This window comes from Rhizobium leguminosarum, assembly GCF_002953715.1.
GTDB classification, from domain to species: Bacteria; Pseudomonadota; Alphaproteobacteria; order Rhizobiales; family Rhizobiaceae; genus Rhizobium; species Rhizobium leguminosarum_V.
On sequence record NZ_CP025017.1, the window covers coordinates 46,036 to 68,420 of the forward strand.

Sequence of the window (22,385 nt, forward strand, 5' to 3'; positions counted from 1 at the left end):
CCAGGGGGCACTCGTCCGCCCGACGAGGTTACTGTGCGAGCCACTTGTTGAAGCGTTCGGTCAACTCCTCATCATGATCGGCCCAGAACTCGGAGGAGACGACAAATGCGTTCTTCGTATTGTCAGGCGCGGTCGGCAGATCGACGAGAATATCCGCCGGAACCTTGGCGATGGCCGCTTTCAGGGTCGGGCCATAGGAGATGTATTTGGACTGCTGCGCCATCACGTCGGGATTGACGGTGAAGGCGACGAATTTGTCCGCCAGTTCCTTGTTCTTCGAGCCTTTCGGCTCGGCCCAGAGATTGAAGTCCATTCCCTGGCCGTCCCAGACGATCTTGAAGTTCTTGCCGCTGTTCTTGACGGCATCGTAGATGCGGCCGTTCCACGCGGTGGTCATCACGACTTCGCCGTCGGCGAGAAGCTGCGGCGGCTGCGCGCCTGCCGTCCACCAGACCTTCACATCCTTCTTGATGGTGTCGAGTTTCTTGAAGGCGCGGTCGACGCCCTCCGGCGTTCCGAGCACGTTGTACACTTCGGCGGGTTTGACGCCGTCGGCAATCAGCGCGAATTCCAACGTAGTCTTCGGCGACTTGCGCAAGGCTCGCGGCCCGGGGAACTTGGTCGTGTCGAACAGATCGGCCATGGTCGTTGGCCCGCCATTCGGGAACTTGGCGGCATCATAGGCATAGATGGTGCCGAAGACGATCGTCGCGACCGCGCAATCCATCGCGGCGCCGTCGATGAAGGCGTCCTTGCCGCCGAGCTTCGAATAGTCGATCGTTTCGAGCCAGCCTTCGTCGCAGCCTTGCAGCGCATGGCTGGGTTCGACATCGACGACATCCCAGGTCACCTGGCCGGTTTCGACCATGCCCTTCAGCTTGGCGGTCGAGCCGTCCCATTCATCCTGGAGGATCTTGGTGCCGGTTTCCTTGGCGAAGGGCTTGAAGAAGGCCTCCTCCTGGCTCTTCGTATAGGCGCCGCCCCAGGATGTGACGGTCAGCGTGTCCTCGGCAAATGCGGCTCCTGCGATGGCAAGAGTCATGACGGAACTGAGAAGCATGCAGTTTAAACGCATCATGGTGGTTCCCCTTTTTGTAGCTGCGTTTGCGAAAGAATGAATGTCCGGTCAGGAGAGCGCGAGGACGCGGCAATCCTCCGGCGTCCAGCCGATGACGGTATTCGCGCCTGGCGCATGAACCGGAATGTCCTGGGCGGCTGCCACTTTGATGAAGACGTCGTCGCAGCCACAGGCTGAGACGCGCAACCTGACATGATCGCCGTGATAGATGATTTCCTTGAGCGTCGCCGTAAACCGGTTCGGAACCTCGGCTGCGGGCGCCAGCTGAATCCGCTCGGGCCGCAATACCAGCGTTGCCCGTGCGCCTTCCTTCAATCCTTCTCCGGCCTGGCCGGTAATGATCGAACCATCGGGCGCGCGAATTCGGCAGACCGCATTTTCGATCGCGACGACCTCGCCTGATATCGCATTGTTCTCGCCGATAAAGGTTGCGACGAAGGGGTTTGCCGGCGTCTCGTAGAGCTCATGCGGCGGCGCGATCTGCTGCAGGATGCCGTCATTGAACACGCCGACCCGATCGGACATGGTCAGTGCCTCGCTCTGGTCGTGGGTAACGTAGACGACGTTGATGCCGAGGCGGGCATGCAGGTGCTTGATCTCGAGCTGCATATGCTCGCGAAGCTGCTTGTCGAGCGCACCGAGCGGCTCGTCCATCAGCACAAGCTGCGGCTCGAAGACGAGGGCGCGGGCAAGCGCGATGCGCTGTTGCTGTCCGCCGGAAAGCTGGTTGGGCCGCCGCGTTTCGAAGCTCGCCATGCGCACCATGTCGAGCGCGCGGCGCACCCGCTCGGTGATCTCAGCCTTGCCGAGCCGGCGCATTTTCAGCGGGAAAGCGACATTCTCGCCGACGGTCATATGCGGGAACAGCGCGTAATTCTGGAACACGACACCGATATTGCGGCGATGCGGCGGGACACTGTCGATCCTGTTGTCGGCAAGGGTGATCGTCCCGTCGGTCGGCGCCTCGAAACCGGCCAGCATCATCAGTGTCGTGGTCTTGCCGGATCCGGAAGGGCCGAGAAGGGTCAGAAACTCGCCTTTGGCGACGTCGAGGTCCAAGCCGCGCACGACATAGCTGACGCCGTCATAGGATTTACGCACGCCGTCGAAAGCAATGAAGCGCTCGCTCATGAAGTCCTCCTGTTTGCATCGGCCGGGTCCCTGCCTCTTTGTCTCGATGCAAGGTCATATTGTCTCGGTCTGTTTCCGCTTGTCAAGCCACACAAATAATTTTGTATGGTGGCGGCTGCAGATCTCGAAAACACCGGAAAAGCATGCTATGTCGCACGAAACCATGCTGAATCGCGGGATCTGTGCTTAAATGCGCTGCGCCTGGCATATGGAAGTTGGACCCTATTACAGGAATTGTATGTCTGAAAGATCGGAAGTGACCCGGACAAATCAGGAGCGGGAAACGCGGATACCGGCCTATCTGGAGCTCGCAAGCGAGCTCGAGGCGAAGATCCGTTCGGGCGCCTTGCCTCCCGGCAGCCAGCTCCCGCCGCAGCGCGACCTGGCGCGGGAGCGGTCGCTCAACGTCTCCACCGTCACGCGCGCCTACCGCGAATTGCAGAACCTCAATCTTGTGATGGGCAGCACCCGGCGCGGCACGATCGTCATGGGCGACGGCGCCATGCCGCGGGTCGACCGAGCGGCGAACCCGTCCGGTGTCATAGACCTGACGGTCAACCGGCCGGCCGTCGACGATTTCCAGCAGCGCCTCGCCCAATCCCTGCCGGACCTTTCATCGGACCGGCGCTTCCGCCAGATGCAGGAGTATCAGCCGCCGGAAGGTCCTGCCTGGGCGCGCCACGCCGCGAGAAAGTGGATATCGCTCAACGGCTTCGATCCGTCCGAAGACGATATCGTCGTCACCAGTGGCGCCCAGCATGCTTTGCTGGCGGTGATCAGCAGCCTGATAGAGCCCGGCGACACCATCGTCTGCGATCGGCTGACCTATTATGGCCTGATCGCGCTTGCCCAGATGTTCCGCTTCCGCATTATCGGCATCGGAAGTGACGATCAGGGCATGTCGGCGGCGGAGCTTGACGATATCTGCGGCCGGGAGAGCGTGCGCGCCGTCTTCACGGTTCCCTCGATGCACAATCCGACCGTCGTCACCATGAGCGAGGCTCGCCGGCGGGAATTGGTCGACGTCGCGGAAAAGCACGATCTCGTCATCATCGAGGACGATGTCTATGGACCGATGCTCGGGACCCGCGCAAGCGCCCTGATCACGCTTGCTCCAAGCAGAACCTACCATATATCAGCACTCTCCAAGGCGCTGGCACCGGGTCTGCGGGTCGGCTATCTCTTGTGCCCGCCCGGCCGGGCGCTGCTGTCCGCCGAGGCGGTCCGCACGACCGCCTGGATGCCCTCTCCGCTGCCGCTGCTGCTTGCGACCCGCTGGCTGGAAGATGGCACGGCCGAAGCGATCCTGAAGGCCCAGCTTGCGGAGCTGCGCGCGCGCCATGCGATCGTCACGACGATCCTTGCCGGCCATTCCTTCTCCGCCGATCCGCGCTGCATGTTTCTTTGGCTCCGGCTGCCGGCGCCATGGCGATGCGAGGATTTTGCCGCCAATCTGCGCGCCCATGGGGTTGCCGTCATGGCCGCCACCGCCTTTGCCTGTGACCGCCAGCCGGTGGAGCATGCCGTTCGCGTCAATGTCGGCTGCGCATCGTCGCGCGACGAACTTGCAACGGCCCTGCGCATCATTGCCGCCACGCTGAACGATCGTCCCCGCGCTCTGGCAGGCTTGGTCTAGGCGATGAACAAGCCGCTGCCGGAGCTTCAGCCCTTGCCCGACGCCGAGCGCCGGCATGTGGCCGTTGTCGGTGCCGGACTGGTCGGCCTCTGCTCTGCCCTCTGGCTGCAAAGAATGGGGCACCGGGTCACGATTATCGATCCGGCGCCGCCCTTGGGCGATGCATCCTACAGGCAGGCCTGTTCCTACGGGAATGCCTGCACCTTTGCGCCGCACGGCGTCGTTCCCGTCGCGACGTCAGGCGTCATCTGGCATGTGCCGGGCATGCTGCTCAATCCGCTCGGTCCGCTGGCGATCGTCTGGAGATACCTGCCGCAACTGGTCCCGTGGCTGCGCGCCTTCCTGGCGTCGAGCACGAAAGCCGAGGTCGAGCGGATCGCCGGGACACTGGCGATGCTGCTTTCTCACGCCGATGCCGCCTGGCAACCGCTTGTGACTGCGGCCGGTGCCGAACGGCTGAAGCGGCACGACGGCTGCCTGTATCTCTACAAGAGCGAAGCGCAATTCCGGGCGGCTGACGCCGAAAACGGGCTGCGTGAACGCCATGGCGTCGCCATGGACCGGCTGGACCGCGCCGATATCAAGAGCATGGAGCCTAATCTTGCGCCGCTTTACCACAAGGGCGTGCTGTTCCGGGACGCCTATGTGTTTTCCAGCCCCAGGCAACTCGCCTTCGCGCTCGCCCAAGCTGTTGTAAACGGCGGAGGAGAGATCGTCCGCGGCGAAGTCTCGGTGATCGAGCCGCGCGACAACGGCATCTGCCTGCGGATCGCGGGCAAGCAAATCCTTGCGGACCATGCGGTCGTCGCCGCCGGCGCTCATTCGCGCAAGCTGACCGCATCGATAGGCGATCGCGTCCTGCTCGACACCGAGCGCGGTTATCACGTCTTGTTCCCGCAAGCGGGCAATCTGCTGTCGCGCCCGGTCTGTTATCCCGAACACGGCTTCTACATGGTGCCGATGGCAGATGGATTGCGCGCGGCCGGAACCGTCGAACTCGGCGGCCTTGCCGCTCCGTTGAACCTCAAGCGGACCGCGATGATCCGTGACGGCGTGAAAATGCTGCTGCCGGCCGCCGGACAGGGCAGCGACGAGTGGCTGGGTTTTCGCCCGTCCATGCCGGATTCACTGCCGGTGATCGGCAGCTCCCGCCGTTTGCCCAGCGTCACCTATGCCTTCGGCCACGGCCATCTCGGCCTGACGCTGTCGGCTTTGACCGGTTATCTGGTTTCCCAGCTGGTTGCGGGACAGAGACCGGCTATCGATTTGACGTCGCTGCGTCCCGAGCGGTTCTGAACCGGCCTATGAATTTTCCTCATTCCGCCGATATCCGCGTTTGAGCTTGCCGTGCAGCAGCGTCCGGGATGCTTCCCTGGCTTCGACCGCGGTATCGAACAGGTCGATCTTCATCTGACCCTTCGTCCCCATGCGTCCCCAGCAACGCATGAGCGAGCTGCCGCCGAACAGGGTCGGTTCGACGGCCAGAAGATAGAAGCGCGCCATGTTTCGCGCCGGATCTACATGAAAAAGCAATGTCGGATGGGTTGCCTGGGTCATGCCGCAAGAATCCCGTACGGCGGCCGACGCGTCCAATGAATATGCTGAATCGATCGAGCGGCAACGATTCCATCGCGTGATGGTTCACTGCGTGGAGCTGATAGCGCGCTCGCCATCTTCAGAACCGATGTTCCGCTCCTTCGACCGGATTTGCCCAGACCGTCATTCCAGGCGCAAACGGCGTCTCGCCTTCGGCGCGCACCACCATCTCGCCGAGTTCGGGGACGTCGAGGTAGAGGATGGCGTCGGCGCCAAGCCGCTCGACATGCCGGATCCTGCCCTGCCATTGCCCGGCACCTTCCGAAAGCCTGATATGTTCCGGGCGAATGCCGTAGGTCGTGCAGTTCATTCGCCGCGCTATCTCGCCGCCATAGAGGTTCATCTTCGGGCTGCCGATGAAGCCGGCAACGAATGGTGTCGCGGGATTGCGGTAGAGTTCCATTGGACTGCCGATCTGTTCGACCGCGCCGCCCTTCAGGACGACGATCTTGTCCGCCATCGTCATCGCTTCGACCTGGTCGTGGGTGACATAGATCATCGTCGATTTCAGGCGGGCGTGCAGATCGGCGATCTCAAGACGCATCTGGGCTCTGAGCGAAGCGTCGAGATTGGAGAGCGGCTCGTCGAACAGGAAGACCTTGGGATCGCGGATGATCGCACGGCCGATGGCGACGCGCTGCCTCTGGCCGCCGGAGAGTGCTTTCGGCTTTCTCTCCAGCAGCTGGGTGAGCTGCAGCGTTTCAGCCGTCGCTGAGACCTTGGCGGCGATTTCCGCCTTTGGGCGGCGGGCGAGTGAAAGGCCGAAGCCGATATTCTCGGCAACGGTCATATGCGGGTAGAGCGCGTAGCTCTGGAACACCATGGCAATGCCGCGCTCGGAGGGTTCAGCATAGGTCACGTCCTTGCCGCCGATGGTCAGCGCGCCTGAGGTCGCTTCTTCCAGGCCGGCGATGATCCGCAGCAGCGTCGATTTTCCGCATCCAGACGGGCCGACGAAAACGACGAACTCGCCGGAAGCAACCTCCAGATCTATTCCCTTGATGACTTCAAGGGCGCCAAAGCTCTTGCGAACTTGCTTGAGAGTGAGCTCAGCCATTCGGTTACCCTTTTACTGCGCCGGCCGTCATGCCGGCGACGAGCTGCCGGTTGAAGAAGATGAAGACGACCAGAGGCGGGATCGTCACGAGGAGGATATTCATGAAGAGGAGATTGTACTGGCTCGTATACATGCTCTGGAAATTATAGAGCGTCAGCTGCACGGTCACGTTCTCCTTGCCGGGAAGGTAGTAGAGCGGGTTGGTAAAATCGTTGAAGATCGCGATCGACTGCACGACGATATTGGTGACGGTCACCGGCTTCAGCAGCGGCAGGATCACTCTGAAGAAAATCTGTCGGGGCTTGGCGCCATCGATCAGCGCCGCCTCGTCGAGGTCGCGTGGTATGGTCGAAATGAATGACCGGTAGAGCAATGTCGAGAACGAGAGATTATAGGCGACCTGGATCAGGATCATCCCGGTCATGGTCTTGAAGAGACCGATCTCCTGCAAGAGGCCGATGGTGGGCACGACGGCTGGCGGCATCATCAGACCCATGAACAGGGCAATGGAGGCCACCTTGTTCCAGACGGTCTTGCGGCGTTGCATCACATATCCGACCATTGCCGACAGCAGGATCAGGATCGTGACGGAGGCCACGGTGATCAGCGTGGAGTTGAAATAGGCGAGCGCGAGCTGGTAGTCGCGCGCCTTGAAGACGGCGACCAGATTATCCCAGAACAGCCAATGTTCGGGCAATTCGAAATCGAGGCGAGACGCTTCCGATTTCGATTTGACCGCCTGGAGAGCGACGAAAACGAAGGGCATGACGAAGATGACGGCCGCCACCGCAAGGGCTATCGCGCCGGTCACGTAAGGGCGGACGTTTCTCATTCCTCGACCTCGCGCCGGTTGAACCAAAGGGTGAATGGCAGGATGATTACGGCGATCAGCGCAAACAGGATGACGTTTCCGGCCGTCGACAGGCCGTAGAAACCCGCCTGGTACTGCTTATAGATGACCGAGGCGATCACATCGGAGGAGAAACCAGGCCCGCCGCGGGTCATGGCCCATATCAGATCGAAGGATCGAAGCCCGCCGATCAACGACAATGTCACCACGATGACAGTGGCGGGACGCACGAGCGGCAGGGTGATCCGGAAAAATTGCTGGAGACGCGTGGCGCCGTCAATCCGCGCGGCCTCATAATAATCGGGGCTGATCGCGGCAAGCCCGGCGATGAAGATCAAGGTGGCGAGGCCGACACCCTTCCAGACATCGACCAAAGCCACCGAAAATAGCGCCAGCGCCGGATTGGTGAGCCATCCCGGGCCGGGAATGCCGAGCGTCTCGAGCGTGACATTGATGATGCCCTTGGTCGGATGCATCATCACCGTGAAGGTGATGCCGATACCGATCGTCGAGACCAGGACGGGAAAGAAGACCAGCGTGCGCAGGAAGCCGCGGGCAAAGATATTGCTGGTCAGGAGCACGGCAAGCAGCAGCCCGCAGCCCGTCTTCAGGCCGGATGTAGTCACGGCATAGATCAGCGTGTTGACCAATCCCTTGACCAGGAATGGTTCGGAAAAGAATTGCTGAAAATTTTCGAGCCCGATGAATTCGGCGGTCGAAAGATCCCAGCGTGTGAGGCTGAACCAGAGAGAGGATACCGTGGGAACCAGAAACAGCACGCCGTAGATGATTGCGGCCGGAATGAAAAACCACAGCGGGTAGGGCGATTTGCGCGAGCGGGGGCGTGTCTCGGTCATGACTACCTCTTCGATCGGGTGGAACCTCGCCCCTGTAGGAGCGAGGTTAATTGACCCGAAAGGCCGCTACCAGTTGGGCAGGCCGAGCTGCTTGGCCTGCTTGCGCACGTCGTCGTCATAGAGCTTTGCCGCGTCGGCCGGCTGGCGAATACCGGAGCCGACTTCGACGGTGATCTGCTCGAGAGCCGGTCCCTTGATCGGCGACACGAATTCCAGCGCCGGGGTCGTTTTGTCCTTGGCCTCGAAATAGGGGAGCATGTCCTTTATCGCAGGCGGCACGTTGGCTGGCAGGTCGCAGCCGTCGATCAGGGAGGGCCCCTGAACGGCATTGGTTTCCACCATGATCTTGCAGGCCTCGACGCTTCCGGCGAAATCGACGAATTTCCGTGCTTCCTCAGCGTGCTGGCTGGTCAGCGGAATGTAAAGGGCTGGCGGCATCCAGACCGTCAAACCGTTGGTTGCGGCGTCGTCGCTCGGCTGCGCGAAAAAGCCGACATCGTTGAGGTTTTCGGGATAATTCTGTTTGAGCGCGCCGACCGCGAAGCTCAGCATTGGATAATGCGCTGCCTCGCCGGTTGCCACCATTCTCAGGCCATCGTCGTAGCTTGCCGCGCCAAAATCTTCGTTCATCAGACCGGCGTCGTGAACGTCCTTCAGCCGTTCGAAGCCCTTCAGGGCCGCAGGCGTCTCTGCGTATTTTGCCTTGTTGGCGGTATAGTCTGCGGCGAAGTTCGGTACGGCCGCGTGCAGGTTGTAATAGTCAGCCAGAACGAACAGCTGCGAGGTCCAGGTATCGCGATAGGTCTGTGCCACGGCGACCTTTCCGGCAGCATTGACCTTCGCGTTGTTCGCCATGAAGTCCGCCCATGTCTTCGGGACGGAGAGGCCGAGGTCCTGGTAGATTTTCCTGTTGTAGAGGATCCCGCCCGCCATCGCCGTGCCGAAGGGCACGCCATAGACCTTGCCATCGGCACGGACGACCGATTTGAAACCTTCGTCGACCTTCGCTTGCGACGACAGGTCGCTCAGGTCGACAAGCGTCTGTGTCGGCTTCAGCGCCTGTAGCAGCGAGCCGGAATTGTAGAGAAACACATCGGACATCTCCCCCGTCGCCAGGCGCGTCTTGATGATGTTGTCGCCTTCGCCGCCACCGGCCCGCGGCTCGATTTCGATCGTCACGTCGGGTGCCTTTGCCTGATAGGCGGCAACCAGTGCCTCGGCCGCCGCGACGGTGTCCGGGTTGTTGTCGATCAGGAATGACAGCGTGGTGCCTGCATGCGACGGACCAGCCGCGACCAGTGCCAAAAGCGCGGACGCGCCCGCAAGAATGAGTTTTATCCGATATGTCATGACCTTCCTCCTCTGAACGGTGTGACGTGTATGCTCCTCAAGAATTGGGTAGGGAAAAGACCAGCTGGTGCGTTCCAGGGGGAAGAACGGCTTCCTCGACGACAGGCTCTCCGTTGAGCGACGGGTTTTGATGCCGTTTTCCGGGCCGGAACCGGCCGATGCAGCCTTCCGGAAGCGTCAGCACATAGGTGACCTTGTTGCCGTCGCAATGCCAGCCGGCCTCAATGCGTCCCTGGTTGATATCATGATAGGCCGAAACCGGCGAAAGGGACGGAATCGGCGCGGGATCGACGATCACCTCGGCAAATCCGGGCGCGCTCGGGCTCGGCGAAATTCCGGCGATGCTTTCGAACAGCCACTGGCAGACAGCGCCATAGGCATAGTGGTTGTAGCTGTTCATATCAGGTTCGTAGATGGTGCCGTCAGGCGCCATGGAATCCCAGCGCTCCCAGATCGTCGTCGCTCCCTTCGAGACCTGGTAGAGCCAGCCCGGTACATCCTCCTGCAGGAAGACCTTTTCGGCCAGATCGTCCATGCCGAGCTTCGTCAGCGCCGGCAGCAGGGCGGGCGTGCCGATGAAGCCGGTGCCGATCTTGTAGTCGGCATCGATGATCACCTGCCGGAAATGCTGCTGTGCGGCTTGCATGTGCTCCGCCGGGATCAGGTCGTGGAGGAAGGCAAGCGCGTAGGACGTCTGGTCGTTGTGTGCGAGCCGTCCCGCTGGCGTGATGAACTCGTTGGTGAATGCCCGCTGGATCTCGTTTGCGCGCTGTTTCATCTTTTCTTCAAGCGCATGCTCGCCGAGAGTGGCTGCGATCCTTGCCAGAAGATCGGTCGAGATGAAGTGGTAGAGCGTGGCCGCGCAGTCGTCTGCGATCGTCGGACGAGGCTTTCGATTGTCGCCGACCGGCTGCAGCCAGTCGCCGAAGGTGAAGCCGCGGTCGCCCCAGCGCGACGGCGGACGCACGAGCGGACCATCCGAGATCGACCAGACGAAATCGACCCAGCGCACCATGGAATCCAGGCACTCCGACAGGACGGCCCGGTCGCCGTAATGGGTATAGAGTACCCAGGGGATGACGACGATCGCGTCGCCCCAGCCGGTCGAGCCGGCATAGCCCGGGAAATTGGCCGGATGCAAGCGCGTCGGATCCGGTGAAAAGTGCGAGACTGCGCCGTCCTCGCGCTGATCAGCCATCACATCCCGCAGATACTTCCTCAGAAACGATTGGCTGTCGCTCAGCCAGCATGCGGTTGCGGCAAACACCTGGGCGTCGCCCGTCCAGCCGAGGCGCTCGTCGCGCTGCGGGCAATCGGTCGGCACTTCGACGAAATTGGCGCGCTGCGACCAGATGGTATTCTCGACGAGGCGATTGACCAGCGCATTGCCCGAGGTGAAACCGCCGGCAGGCTCGGGCACCGACGAGATCGGGATGGACGCGATTGCGAGGATCTTCGCATCGCCCTTGATCGTCACCCTGGCATAACGGAAGCCGTGGAAGGTGAAATGCGGTGCGTAGGTCTCGTCGCCGTCCCCCTGCAGCGTGTAGACGGTGTGCGCGGCGGCCGAGCGATAGTTGCGATTGTCGAAATGACGATCAGGGCCGAGTACCTCCGAATGCTCCACCCGGACTTCGGCACCGGTGGTTCCGCGGACCGTATATCTGACATAGCCGCCGGCATTCTGGCCGAAATCGTAGACGGTCCTGCCCTCATCGTCGGTCCAGCTTTCCACAGGGGCGAGTGGCCGCAACTCGCGCACCGCAGAAGTTTCATGCGCGACAAGCAGCGCCGTGTCGAAGGCCAGCTTCTCGGTGCCGTGGGTCTCGACGCAGCTTTCCTGCCGGGCATCATAGATTTCGCCGAAGTAGATTCCGGACTTCAGGATCGGCAGAAGGCCGCTTCGCCATGTGGTGTCGGTGGAAAGAACGGTGCCATCCGGTCCGATCAGATCCGCAATGGCGCCGATCCTGTCGCCCCAGCAATTCGGGATCGCCTGGGCGCCCCACATCAAAGGCGACCGATACCATCCGTCGGCAAGCCAGATCTCGATGCGGTTGAGGCCCGGCTTGAGCAGGTTTGAGACGTCGTATCGCTGATAGGCAAGGCGATCGTCGTAGTTCGTCCAACCTGGAGTCAACAGGTCGTTGCCGACACGAACGCCGTTGACGAAGCAGCGGTAGAGGCCAAGTGCGGAGATGAAGAGCTCGACGGGAAGCTTGGCGCCATCATGTTCGAAAGTCTTGCAGACGAAGCTTGCGGCCGTTCCCTGACCGCCATCCGATAGTGGCGCGATCATATCCCCGGACCAGGCACGCGAAACGAGGTTGCCGCTGATGGCTGCCGGCTGAAAGTTCATCAAGTCCTCCCGACGAGTTGTAGAACGTTCTCCATATAACGTTCTACATTTTCTTCGGAAGCGCAATAGAATTTTCGTTGCCAGTCTGCCATGGTGGTTCTGCGGGCGATGTTGACGATCCGCAGCAAGCCAGAGATTTCATGTCAATCGAAGAAAAACAAAAGCCGCAACGAAACGATCGCGTGACGATCCGGACGGTGGCAACTCACGCAGGCGTATCGGTCGCAGCGGTTTCCAAGGTGATGCGAAATGCCTATGGCGTCAGTGATGCGCTGCGCGCAAGGGTGACTGATGCCATCGAGGCCCTCGCATATCGCCCCTCGCGGGCGGCACGAGGGCTGCGTGGCCGGAGTTTCACCATCGGCGTGCTCCTGATCGATATCCGCAATCCTTTCCTTCCGGAGGTGATTGCCGGCGTGAACGGGGTGCTGGCGCCTTCGCACTACCAAGCGATGATCGGCGTCAGCGATGCGCGTGTACAGCTGGAGACGTCGTTGATCGAGTCGATGATCGACTACAAGATGGACGGCCTTATCCTTGTTGCGCCGCGGTTGCCCTCGGAGATCCTCGCAAAGTTCGCAGTCCAGATACCGATCGTCGCGGTCGGTTACCACGATGCCAGTGCCACGGCCTTCGATACCGTCAACGCAGACGATCAGCGCGGCGCGGAGATCGCCGTGGAAGCGCTTCTGGCCTGTGGCTATCGCGACATCGAAATGCTGAGCCTTGGCGAGCGCCAGGGGCACGCGGTCTCCGTCGTCCGACAGCGTGAGATCGGGTTTCGCCGGGCGATGCAGCGTGGCGGGCTCGGCTCCTCGCCAGCGATCAGCAAAATTCCCATTGCTTCGCCAAAGCGGGAAGAGGCGATGCGAAAATTTCTATCGAGGAAGGACAGGCCGCGCGCCGTATTCTGCTGGAGCGACCTCGACGCGATCACCCTTCTGAGCCTGGCTATGGAGATGGGCGTGCGCGTCCCCGAAGATCTCGCCGTCATCGGATACGACAATTCGCCGACCGCAGCACTCGGCCTCGTCAATCTCGCAAGCATCGATCAGTCGGGCAGGGAACTCGGTCAGGTCGCCACCCGGGCCCTCATTTCCAGAATAGAAGGCCGCACCGCTTCCGAGCATATTTTCCAGATACCGTCACTGGTCAGCCGCAACAGCCTGACCCGTTCCGGCAATTCCACGGATAGACAATAGCGCGGCGCCGCTGTGTCTCTGTTCGTTGCCGTCGTTTTCACTCGGATCGAAGGGGGCTGCCGCAAGACTGCCGCACGACCAGGCGACACGGCAATTTGGTGATGCCGGCAGGGACCGGTTCACCCTTGGAGAGGCTGAGGATTGCCAGGCCGGCGCGATGGCCCAGTTCCTTCAGCTCCATGTCGATGGTGGTCAGCGGCGGGCGCGTTTGCCGTGCGACGACCTCCCAATTGTCGAAGCCGACCACGGCGACATCCGTGGGAATCTCCACATTGAGGTCGCGCAGCGCATCGATGACACCGCGGGCGATCTCGTCGCTGCCGCAGAAGATGGCGTCGGGCTTTGCGCCGGGCCGGGCAAACACCGTCTGAACGGCCTCGTGACCCCATTCCTCCGACCAGTCGCCGAACATCGCTTCGGCACCGTCGCCGCAGGCGTCAAGATAGGATTGGGCGCGGATGCGAGCGGCGAGGTAATCCCGTGGCCCGGTGATGTGGAGGATCCTCGATCGACCGAGCTCTTTCAGGTGATCGACGGCGAGGCGGGCGCCCTGTTCGTCATCCGGAAAGAAGGTGACGCTGTCAGCCGGCCCCTCGGCAAAGACGTAGACGACGGGTATCGGCAAGCGGGACAGCTGGACCGGCGGCGTGAGGTCAAGGCGGGTCGCGGTGAATATGATGCCGTCGACCTGCCGGTCGAGAAGCGCCTCCAGGTGCAGCTGGGCGAGCCTTGGATCATTGTTCGTGGCGCAGAGGAAGACGGATACGCCGTGATCGACCAGCACCTCCGATACCCCGGCCGCCATCGGCAGCGTCAGTCTGCCATAGGTGTCGTTCGTCAGCATGCCGATCGCATGGCTTCGCTTGCTCAGCAACCCACGGGCGAGTGCATTGGGCCGAAATCCGATCTCCTCCGCCACGCGCCGGACCCGCCCGCGTGTTTCGGCATTCGTCCGGCCGGTGTCGTTCAGTGCGTTTGACGCCGTCGAAATGCTGACGCCTGCAGCCTTAGCCACGTCATAAATCGTCCGTCTTCGATCGCCCGTATTCTTCAAGTGCCGCCTCGCAGTCGATTCATGCTAAAAGCTTTTAGCAGAAAAAAATGTGCTGTTAAAAGGTTTTATCACACGCGCGTCAGATTTTTGCACACAGACTGTCGATACCAAAAAATTTCTGATCTAACGTCCATTTTGTCCGATGGCCTGAGGCCTGAACGAGAAAAAGGGGAACAAGCATGCTTCGACTGAAAACGACGATCACCGCTCTTGCACTGCTGGCAAGCTCTTCTCTCGCCGGCGCCGAAGAAATCACCCTATGGGTGCGCACGTCGTCCGGCGCCGTCCTTCAGGGACTGGCCGACAAATACAACGCCTCTCACTCCGACAAGGTCAATGTCACCCAGATCACGGCGGAGCAGATGGTGCCGAAGCTGGGTGCGGCGATTGCCGGCAGCGCGGCTCCTGACGGTGCCGTGCTCGACCTGATCTATCTCCCGACCTTTGCCGCCGCGGATGGTCTCGAGGATATATCCGACTTCGTGAAGGGCCTGCCTTATTCCGCGGCCATGAGCCCGTCCCACATCCGCCTTGCCACCTATGACGGCAAGATCTACGGCGTGCCGGCCCTGCCGGATGCCTCGATCATTGCTTATAATACCGATCTGTTCACCAAGGCCGGCCTCGATCCGAACAAGGCGCCGGCGTCGATGGAGGAGATTGCCACCGACGCCAAGAAGATCGCCGCGCTCGGCAACGAGACCTATGGCTTCTATTTTGTCGCTAATTCGGGAAGCTGGCTGATCTACGATTTCCTGCCGCATCTCTGGGCCGCCAATGCCGATGTGCTGAGCGATGACGGCCGCAGCGCCACGGTCGATACGCCGGCGCTGCGCGAGACCATCGCTGCCTATCGCGATATGTGGAAGGCCGGTGCGATCCATCCGACCTCGCGTTCCGGCAACGGCAACAATGCCGTCGAGGCCTTCGCCTCGGGCAAGGTCGGCATCCTGATGACCGGCTCCTACATCGTCAATCTGCTGACCAGCAAATATCCCGACGTGAAATTCGCCGTCGCACCGATCCCGGGGCCGAAGGGCGGTGAATCGAGCTTTGCCGGCGGCGATACGCTTTCCCTGATAAAGGGCATCAGCGACGAGAAGAAGAAAGTCGCGCTCGATTTCGTCAATTTCTACATGCAGCCCGAGCAGCAGGTCTATATCACCCAGGAATCGGGGATGCCTTCGCGCACGGACCTCGCAGCGGAAGCCTATGCGAAGTTCGACCAGCGCAATCTCGTCGCCTACAATATCCTCGCCAAGGCGCGCACGCCCTACACATTTTCGTCCGACGAACTCTTCGTCAGCCGCACCGGACCCTTCCTCAATCTGATCCAGGGCACGATCTTCGGTGACGATGTCGACGGAACGATCGCCAAGACGCAGGCCGACTTCACCCGTATCCTTGAACGTACCAATCCGAACTAAGCCAACGCGTTTCGTCAGGGTATCCGTGGATGCCCTGACGTCCATTTCACATCTCGACATTCAATCGGAAGGAGGAGTTGCGGTGGTATCCTCGACACTTCGCAGCCGGAGGCGCGCAATCGCGACCGGAGAAGCCGAGCCAAAGGGTTGGCTTGGTCTTGCCTTCATCCTGCCGGGCTTGCTGTTCATCGTCGTGCTTTTCCTCGTGCCGCTTGTCATGACGGTCTGGATGAGCTTATACAACTGGCCGCTTCTCGGCCGGACGAAGTTCATCGGCCTTTCCAACTATGCCGAGCTGATCGGCGATACTCAGCTCTGGCATTCCCTGGCTTTCACGCTGCTCTACACGGTGCTCGTCACGGCTGCGATCTTCCTGGTGGCCTTTCCTTTGGCGCTGCTCGTCGACCGGCCGCTGCGCATCGCCGGCTTTTTCCGCACGATCTATTTCATGCCCGTCGTCATCGGCTTCGGGGCGGCCTCGACATTGTGGATGTGGCTGCTCAATCCCGATAGCGGCGTCTTTGCGCAGCTGCTGCGCGGAGCGGGCATCATCGACAGCGCGCCGAGGCCGCTCGAAAGTTTCTGGCCAGCACTCGGCGTCGTCATCCTGATGGTCGTCTGGAAAACAGCGGGCTTCACGATGATCATCCTCCTGACCGGCCTTCAGAGCATATCCAACGACGTCATCGAAGCCGCCAGGATCGACGGCGCCAGCGTCTGGAGCCGGTTTCGCCGGATCACGCTGCCTTTGATGAGGAACTCGGTGGTGCTGGCGCTCGTCCTCAACGTCACCTCGTCGATGCTGGCCTTCGACCAGTTCTTCATCATTACCCAGGGCGGCCCTGAGAACCGCACGATCTCCGCGGTCTTCTCGATCTATCTCGCCTCGTTCTCATCCTACCGTCTCGGTTATGGCTCGGCGATCTCCTTTGCCCTGCTCGTCGTCCTGGTGGCGATCAGCGCGATCCAGTTCGTCCTGCTGCGCCAGCGGCCGGAGGAGGGTTGATGGAACGGCTCAACCACAATCTCGCAGCGAAGCCGGTGAGCGAGCGGCTCGGTTATCTCGCCTTCGTTCTGACGGCATGCGTCTTTGCCGTCTTCTTCGTGATGCCGATCGTCTGGTCCTTCGCCAATTCCTTCAAGCCCGCGGCCGCAGCACTTGCCGATCCGGCAGCGCTCTTCTCGAAAGCCTTCTCGCTTGAAAATTACCGCCGTCTCGAACATGTCGGCGCCGGCTGGTACGTCTATGCCGGCAATTCGGTGCTGATCGCCGCCGGAACGGTGCTCCTGACGGTGCTCGTCGCGGTGCCGGCGGGATACGGCTTTTCGAAATTCCGCTTCGCCGGCCAGTCGCTGCTCTTCGTGCTGATCATGGCGACGATGATGATCCCGTTCCAGTCGATCCTGACGCCGCTTTTCCTGATCCTGAAAGCCTTCCGGCTGCAGAACAGCCTTCTCGGCCTGGTGCTGATCTACGTGACCTTCCAGCTTCCTTTTTCCGTTTTCATGATGCGCAACGCCTTCGACGCGGTGCCGAAGGCGCTGATCGAAGCGGCGCGGATAGATGGTGCGTCGCAGGCGACGATCCTGCGCCGGATCATGCTGCCGATCGCGCTTCCAGGTGTCGCCACCGTTGCGATGTTCGCCTTCCTGAATTCGTGGAACGAATTCCTCGCTGCCCTCATCTTTCTGTCCGATCAGAACAAGTTCACGCTGCCGATCATGCTGGTGAATGTTTCGTCGGGCATCTATGGCATCATCGACTGGGGCGCGCTGCAGGCCGGCATAGCCGTGACTATGGTCCCCTGCATCCTGCTTTTCCTTCTCTTGCAACGATATTACGTGCGCGGCCTGACGGCCGGCGCCGTGAAGTAACAGCGCTTATCCCGCTCAGGAGTCCTCATGACCAGCTCACCTCGCTTTCAACCGGCACGCGCTGCGAGACGGCAGCGATACAGGCCTGCCGACCATTCCGGTGTCGTATTCGATGGCGGTTTCTGGCAGAGCTGGGCGGAGACGGTCCGCAACGTCACCATCCCGACGCAGCACAAGCGGCTGGAAGAGGAGGGCTTCCTCGAGGTGCTCGATTTTGACAAGCCGGCCGGGCCGCTGGTGCGCCCGATCCAACCGAGCGGACTGTCGATGCAGCATTTCTTCGATTCCGATTTCGGCAAATGGATCGAGGCCGCAAGTTACACGCTGAAGGCTCAGCCGAATGCTGCGCTCGAAACGAAGATCGATGCTATCGTCGAAAAGCTCGAAAAAGGGCAGATGGCGGATGGCTACCTCAACAGTTGGTTTATTCGCCGCGAGCCGGACAGGCGCTGGACCAATCTGCGCGACCTGCACGAGATGTATTCGATGGGCCACTTGCTGGAAGGGGCCGTCGCCTACTATGAGGCGACGGGAAAGCGTCGCTTCCTCGATGTGATGATCCGCGCAGTCGACCATATCATCGCCACCTTCGGTGCCGAGCCCGGAAAGCTCAGGGGTTACGATGCCCATGAGGAAATCGAGCTGGCGCTGGTCAAGCTCTATCGCGTGACGCGCGATCCGCGGCATTTGAAGCTTGCAACCTATTTCGTCGACGAACGTGGCCGGATGCCCTCATATTACGACGACGAGGCTCGCAAGCGCGGCGAGAGGCCCGATGATTACGTCTACAAGACATATGCCTATAGCCAGGCCCATATGCCGGTGCGCGACCAGCACCAGGTCGTCGGACACGCGGTTCGCGCCATGTACCTGTTTTCTGCGATGGCGGATCTCTCCCATGAGAACGACGATCCGACATTGAAGGAGGCCTGCGACCGGCTTTTCGACAATCTGGTCAGCCGCCAGCTCTACGTGACCGGCGGCCTCGGGCCATCGGCATCCAATGAAGGGTTCACCCGGGAATTCGACCTGCCGAACGAGACGGCCTATGCCGAGACATGCGCAGCCGTCGCGCTCGGCTTCTGGAGCCATCGCATGGCGCAGGTCGATCTCGACAGCAAGTTCACGGACAGGCTGGAAACGGTGCTCTACAACGGCGCGCTTTCCGGCATCTCGCGCGACGGCGAACATTATTTCTATGAGAACGTCCTTGAAAGCCACGGGCAGCACCGCCGGTGGAAATGGCATTACTGCCCCTGCTGCCCGACCAACATTGCCCGTTTCATCACGTCGCTCGGCCAATATTTCTATTCCACGGGTGACCATGAGCTCGCCATCCATCTCTACGGCACCAATTGCGCAGATCTCACAGTCGGCGACAGCTTCGTGCGCCTGGTACAGGAGACGCAATATCCCTGGGATGGCGACATCAGCGTGCGGTTCGCCGTCGAGCGGCCAAGCCGGTTTCAGCTTCGTCTTCGCATCCCCGGATGGTGCAGGCAGGCGCAGATCTCGGTCAACGGTGCTGCCGTCGATCTCGATCAATGCGTGACGAAGGGTTATGCCGCAATATCAAGGGAATGGCGCAATGGTGACGAGGTCCGCATCGGCTTCTCTATGCCGGTCGAGCGCATCTACGCGCATCCTGCCGTCTCCGAAGACGGCGGACGCGTCGCGCTGCGGCGCGGGCCTGTCGTCTATTGCATCGAGGAGACGGATCTCGGCGGCGAGCCGCAGCGGCTCCGCCTGCCGGCATCTGAGGAAATTTCTGCCCGTTACGATGCCGCGCTTCTCGGCGGAGCGACCGTCCTCGAAGGCACCGCGCTCGAAGCCGATATAGCCGATTGGCAGAATGCGCTCTATCGCACCGCGCCTCCCTCGCTGAAGGAGCGGCCCTTCACGGCGATCCCCTATCACCTCTGGGCCAATCGAGAGCCCGGAGCGATGGCGATCTGGTTGCAGGAGGTCTAGGAGAAAACCATGGCACGGCTGGAACTCAAGAGCATCGTCAAATCCTATGGCATCTACGAGGCCGTGCGCGGCATCAGCCTTGACATCGAAGACAATGAATTCGTCGTTTTCGTGGGCCCGTCGGGATGCGGAAAATCGACGACATTGCGCATGATTGCGGGTCTCGAACACATTACCGGCGGTGAGATCGTGATCGGCGACCAGGTCGTCAACCGGCTCGGCCCGGGCAAACGCGATATCGCTATGGTCTTTCAGAACTACGCGCTCTATCCGCACATGACGGTGCGGGAGAATATTTCGTTCTGCCTGGAGCAGCAGAAGCTCGCCAGGAGCGAGATCGACGCGCGTATCATCAGGGCGGCGGAAACCCTGCATATCAGCGAGCTGCTCGGCCGGCGCCCGGGCCAGCTTTCGGGCGGCCAGCGCCAGCGCGTCGCGATGGGGCGCGCGATCGTGCGGAACCCGAAAGTCTTTCTCTTCGACGAGCCGTTGTCCAACCTCGATGCCAAGCTTCGCGTGCAGATGCGCACGGAGATCAAGCGGCTGCACCAGCTGTTGCCGACGACGACCGTTTACGTCACGCACGACCAGGTCGAGGCGATGACCATGGCGGATCGTGTCGTGGTGATGAATGGTGGCATCATCGAACAGGCGGGACCGCCGCAGGCGCTCTATCATCGGCCCGTCAGCCAGTTCGTCGCCGGCTTCATCGGCTCACCGTCGATGAACTTCCTGTCCGTGACGCTGCTATCAGCAGAGAAGGGTCTCGTCGTCAAACTGACTGATGGTAGCGAGCTTCCGGTGCCGACGGCGCGCGCCGGCGACTATGCCGGCCATGCCGGTAAATCAGTCGTGTTCGGGATCAGGCCGGAATCGATCACCGACCGCCAGGCCCGTCCTGGTTATGCCGACATCGAAGCGAAGATCGATCTTGTGGAGCCACTCGGGCCGGAGACCATGGTCTATTTCGGCATCGGCGAGGCAAGTCTTTGCGCCTGCATCGATCCCGAGAGCGGGCCCAGGCCGATGTCGACGATGCCGCTCTCGTTCAACATGAACCAGATGCATCTGTTCGATCCGGCGACCGGCCGGTCGCTGGTGCTTGCCTGAACCGCAAACACGGAAAGGCCGGCAACCGGGGGTCGCCGGCCTCGTTGATCAGGCAGCCTGGCGGATCTTCGAAGGACGCGTGGCAGCGGCCTTCTCGACCATGGCGGTGACTTCGGCGCGGCGGGCGCCCGAAAGCGGCAGGCGCGGCATGCGAACGCGTTCTGAGCCGCGGCCCATGATCTGCTCGGCGAGCTTGATCGACTGCACGAGATCGTGTTCGGCATCGAGATGCAGAAGCGGCATGAACCAGCGATAGATCTTGCGAGCCTCTTCCCAGTCGCCGCGTTCGGCGGCGGCGACGAGCTGCACGGATTCCTCCGGGAAGGCGCTGGTCAAGCCCGAGACCCAGCCCTTGGCGCCGAGCATCAGGCCTTCAAGCGCCACGTCGTCGAGACCTGCGAAGATATCGAAACGATCGCCGAATTCATTGATGAGATCGGTGAAACGGCGTGGATCCGGCGCACTTTCCTTGACCGCCTTGATGTTGGGCACGTCGGCAAGCACCTTCAGCACATCGGCGCCGATATTGACGCGGTACGCCGGCGGGTTGTTGTACAGCATGATCGGCAGCGAGGTCGCTTCGGCGACGGTGCGGAAATGTGCAATCAGCTCTTCGGGCTTCGGCACATAAACCATGGCCGGCAGCAGCATCAGGCCGTCGGCGCCGAGTTTTTCGGCGTCGCGAGCATAGGCGACGGCACGGCGCGTGTCGAATTCGGAAACGCCGGTGACCACGGGAACGCGGCCGTTGACGACCTCGACGGCCGCTTTCAGGATCGTGCGCTTCTCCTCGGGGTCCAGCGAATTGTTCTCGCCACATGTGCCCATGACGATCAGTCCGTTGACGCCATCGTTTACAAGCGCGTCCTGGACACGCTGGGTCGAGGGCAAATCAACGGAAAGATCTTCGTTGAACTGCGTCGTTACGGCGGGAAATACGCCCTTCCATCCTGTGGTCATTGATCGAGCCTCGTTGAAACTGGTTGCCTTATATACAAACTGTCGACAAGATTCAATGATGTGAGTTTACAAATTTGAGACCCTCGAAGACCGACATTGCGAGAATCGGCCGAAACGAAATACAAGGCTCTAACGAAAGAGGGCGGACGAATGCGGAACGACGCGGAAAATGTGCGGGTGCGCGGCTCTGGCACGCAGAGCGTCTATGTGACGCTCAGGCGGGAAATCCTGTCGATGGCGCTGGAACCCGGCAGTCCGCTCGACGAGGTGCGGCTGTCGGAACGTTTCCGGATGTCGCGGACTCCCATTCGCGAGGCGCTGTTGCGGCTCGCCGCCGACGGGCTCGTCACGACGCTGCCGAACAGGAACACGATCGTTGCGACGATCGATTTCGCCAGCCTGCCCACCTATTTCGAAGCGCTGACGCTGATGTACCGGGTGACGACCCGCGGCGCGGCGCAACGGCGCAACGGCGAGATCATGAAGACCGTCCGCCGGCATCAGAAGGACTTCGCCGATGCCGTTGCCGCGCGCGATGCCTATGCGATGATCGAGGCGAACCGCGAATTTCACGTCGCGATCGCCGAACTTGCCGGCAATTCCTATTACACGGCCTTCTTCGCCAGGCTGCTCGACGAAGGCCGCCGCATCCTGCGCCTTTACTACTCGACATTCGACGACCGTCTGCCGCGCCAGTATGTCGACGAACACGAGGAGATCATCGCCGCGATCGAGGCCGGCGACGTCGAGCGGGCCGACCGGCTGGCGATCGCCCACGCCGGGCAGATCGTCCGCCAGATCCAGGAATATATCGCCCGCGACCTGGATCGGCCGGTGGCGATCAGCCTGTCCTGATGCGACGAGAGCAATGA

Annotated in this window: 19 protein-coding genes; 9 read left to right on the plus strand and 10 right to left on the minus strand. The window is 61.3% G+C overall.

Going from position 1 to position 22,385, the window contains the following annotated elements; translation table 11 throughout:
* Window positions 1-28 precede the first annotated feature (28 nt).
* Complete coding sequence (locus tag CUJ84_RS36730) at window positions 29-1,078, minus strand: ABC transporter substrate-binding protein (protein WP_105010334.1); 1,050 nt, start codon at window positions 1,076-1,078, stop codon at window positions 29-31.
* Between the two features lie 48 nt (window positions 1,079-1,126).
* Window positions 1,127-2,209 carry an ABC transporter ATP-binding protein gene (locus CUJ84_RS36735; RefSeq protein WP_105010335.1) on the minus strand — a complete coding sequence of 361 codons (1,083 nt, stop codon included), beginning with the start codon at window positions 2,207-2,209 and terminating at the stop codon, window positions 1,127-1,129.
* Between the two features lie 238 nt (window positions 2,210-2,447).
* Here CUJ84_RS36735 and CUJ84_RS36740 point away from each other — a divergent pair, with 238 nt between their 5' ends.
* Both CUJ84_RS36740 and CUJ84_RS36745 read left to right on the plus strand, forming a co-directional pair.
* Window positions 2,448-3,845 carry a PLP-dependent aminotransferase family protein gene (locus CUJ84_RS36740; protein ID WP_105010336.1) on the plus strand — a complete coding sequence of 466 codons (1,398 nt, stop codon included), beginning with the start codon at window positions 2,448-2,450 and terminating at the stop codon, window positions 3,843-3,845.
* A 3-nt stretch (window positions 3,846-3,848) separates the two neighbouring features.
* Complete coding sequence (locus CUJ84_RS36745) at window positions 3,849-5,141, plus strand: NAD(P)/FAD-dependent oxidoreductase (RefSeq protein ID WP_105010337.1); 1,293 nt, start codon at window positions 3,849-3,851, stop codon at window positions 5,139-5,141.
* Between the two features lie 6 nt (window positions 5,142-5,147).
* Here the strand turns inward: CUJ84_RS36745 and CUJ84_RS36750 are convergent, their stop codons facing one another.
* From CUJ84_RS36750 to CUJ84_RS36775, 6 genes are all read right to left on the minus strand, one after another.
* Window positions 5,148-5,402: a WGR domain-containing protein gene (locus tag CUJ84_RS36750; protein WP_105010338.1), complete on the minus strand. Its 255-nt coding sequence runs from the start codon at window positions 5,400-5,402 to the stop codon at window positions 5,148-5,150.
* Window positions 5,403-5,520: 118 nt separating this feature from the next.
* On the minus strand, window positions 5,521-6,498 hold the full coding sequence (locus CUJ84_RS36755; RefSeq protein WP_105010339.1) for an ABC transporter ATP-binding protein: 978 nt from the start codon (window positions 6,496-6,498) through the stop codon (window positions 5,521-5,523).
* Between the two features lie 4 nt (window positions 6,499-6,502).
* The gene (locus CUJ84_RS36760) at window positions 6,503-7,330 is read right to left on the minus strand and encodes a carbohydrate ABC transporter permease (protein WP_105010340.1); all 828 of its coding nucleotides are present in this window, start codon (window positions 7,328-7,330) and stop codon (window positions 6,503-6,505) included.
* Entirely contained in the window at window positions 7,327-8,205 is an 879-nt protein-coding gene (locus tag CUJ84_RS36765) for a carbohydrate ABC transporter permease (RefSeq protein ID WP_105010341.1), read from the minus strand. Before CUJ84_RS36765 ends, CUJ84_RS36760 begins: the two co-directional genes overlap by 4 nt.
* Before the next feature lie 66 nt (window positions 8,206-8,271).
* On the minus strand, window positions 8,272-9,555 hold the full coding sequence (locus CUJ84_RS36770; RefSeq protein ID WP_105010342.1) for an ABC transporter substrate-binding protein: 1,284 nt from the start codon (window positions 9,553-9,555) through the stop codon (window positions 8,272-8,274).
* Between the two features lie 37 nt (window positions 9,556-9,592).
* Window positions 9,593-11,914, minus strand: a complete 2,322-nt coding sequence (locus tag CUJ84_RS36775) for an alpha-L-rhamnosidase (RefSeq protein ID WP_105010343.1) — start codon at window positions 11,912-11,914, stop codon at window positions 9,593-9,595.
* Window positions 11,915-12,054: 140 nt separating this feature from the next.
* Here CUJ84_RS36775 and CUJ84_RS36780 point away from each other — a divergent pair, with 140 nt between their 5' ends.
* The gene (locus CUJ84_RS36780; RefSeq protein WP_105010344.1) at window positions 12,055-13,116 is read left to right on the plus strand and encodes a LacI family DNA-binding transcriptional regulator; all 1,062 of its coding nucleotides are present in this window, start codon (window positions 12,055-12,057) and stop codon (window positions 13,114-13,116) included.
* 37 nt (window positions 13,117-13,153) lie between these two features.
* On the opposite strand, the gene CUJ84_RS36785 is transcribed toward CUJ84_RS36780, so the two are convergent.
* Complete coding sequence (locus CUJ84_RS36785; protein ID WP_105010345.1) at window positions 13,154-14,170, minus strand: LacI family DNA-binding transcriptional regulator; 1,017 nt, start codon at window positions 14,168-14,170, stop codon at window positions 13,154-13,156.
* Window positions 14,171-14,349: 179 nt separating this feature from the next.
* Between CUJ84_RS36785 and CUJ84_RS36790 the strand changes: the two genes are divergently transcribed.
* From CUJ84_RS36790 to CUJ84_RS36810, 5 genes are all read left to right on the plus strand, one after another.
* Complete coding sequence (locus tag CUJ84_RS36790; RefSeq protein WP_105010346.1) at window positions 14,350-15,597, plus strand: ABC transporter substrate-binding protein; 1,248 nt, start codon at window positions 14,350-14,352, stop codon at window positions 15,595-15,597.
* Window positions 15,598-15,679: 82 nt separating this feature from the next.
* Window positions 15,680-16,603, plus strand: a complete 924-nt coding sequence (locus CUJ84_RS36795) for a carbohydrate ABC transporter permease (protein WP_105010347.1) — start codon at window positions 15,680-15,682, stop codon at window positions 16,601-16,603.
* Window positions 16,603-17,472: a carbohydrate ABC transporter permease gene (locus CUJ84_RS36800; protein WP_105010348.1), complete on the plus strand. Its 870-nt coding sequence runs from the start codon at window positions 16,603-16,605 to the stop codon at window positions 17,470-17,472. Before CUJ84_RS36795 ends, CUJ84_RS36800 begins: the two co-directional genes overlap by 1 nt.
* 27 nt (window positions 17,473-17,499) lie before the next feature.
* The gene (locus CUJ84_RS36805; RefSeq protein ID WP_105010349.1) at window positions 17,500-19,443 is read left to right on the plus strand and encodes a glycoside hydrolase family 127 protein; all 1,944 of its coding nucleotides are present in this window, start codon (window positions 17,500-17,502) and stop codon (window positions 19,441-19,443) included.
* 9 nt (window positions 19,444-19,452) lie between these two features.
* Entirely contained in the window at window positions 19,453-20,553 is a 1,101-nt protein-coding gene (locus CUJ84_RS36810) for an ABC transporter ATP-binding protein (protein WP_105010350.1), read from the plus strand.
* A gap of 48 nt (window positions 20,554-20,601) precedes the next feature.
* Here the strand turns inward: CUJ84_RS36810 and CUJ84_RS36815 are convergent, their stop codons facing one another.
* The gene (locus CUJ84_RS36815) at window positions 20,602-21,513 is read right to left on the minus strand and encodes a dihydrodipicolinate synthase family protein (RefSeq protein ID WP_105010351.1); all 912 of its coding nucleotides are present in this window, start codon (window positions 21,511-21,513) and stop codon (window positions 20,602-20,604) included.
* Between the two features lie 150 nt (window positions 21,514-21,663).
* On the opposite strand from CUJ84_RS36815, the gene CUJ84_RS36820 reads away from it, so the two are divergent.
* Window positions 21,664-22,368: a GntR family transcriptional regulator gene (locus tag CUJ84_RS36820; protein ID WP_105010352.1), complete on the plus strand. Its 705-nt coding sequence runs from the start codon at window positions 21,664-21,666 to the stop codon at window positions 22,366-22,368.
* Window positions 22,369-22,385: the final 17 nt, after the last annotated feature.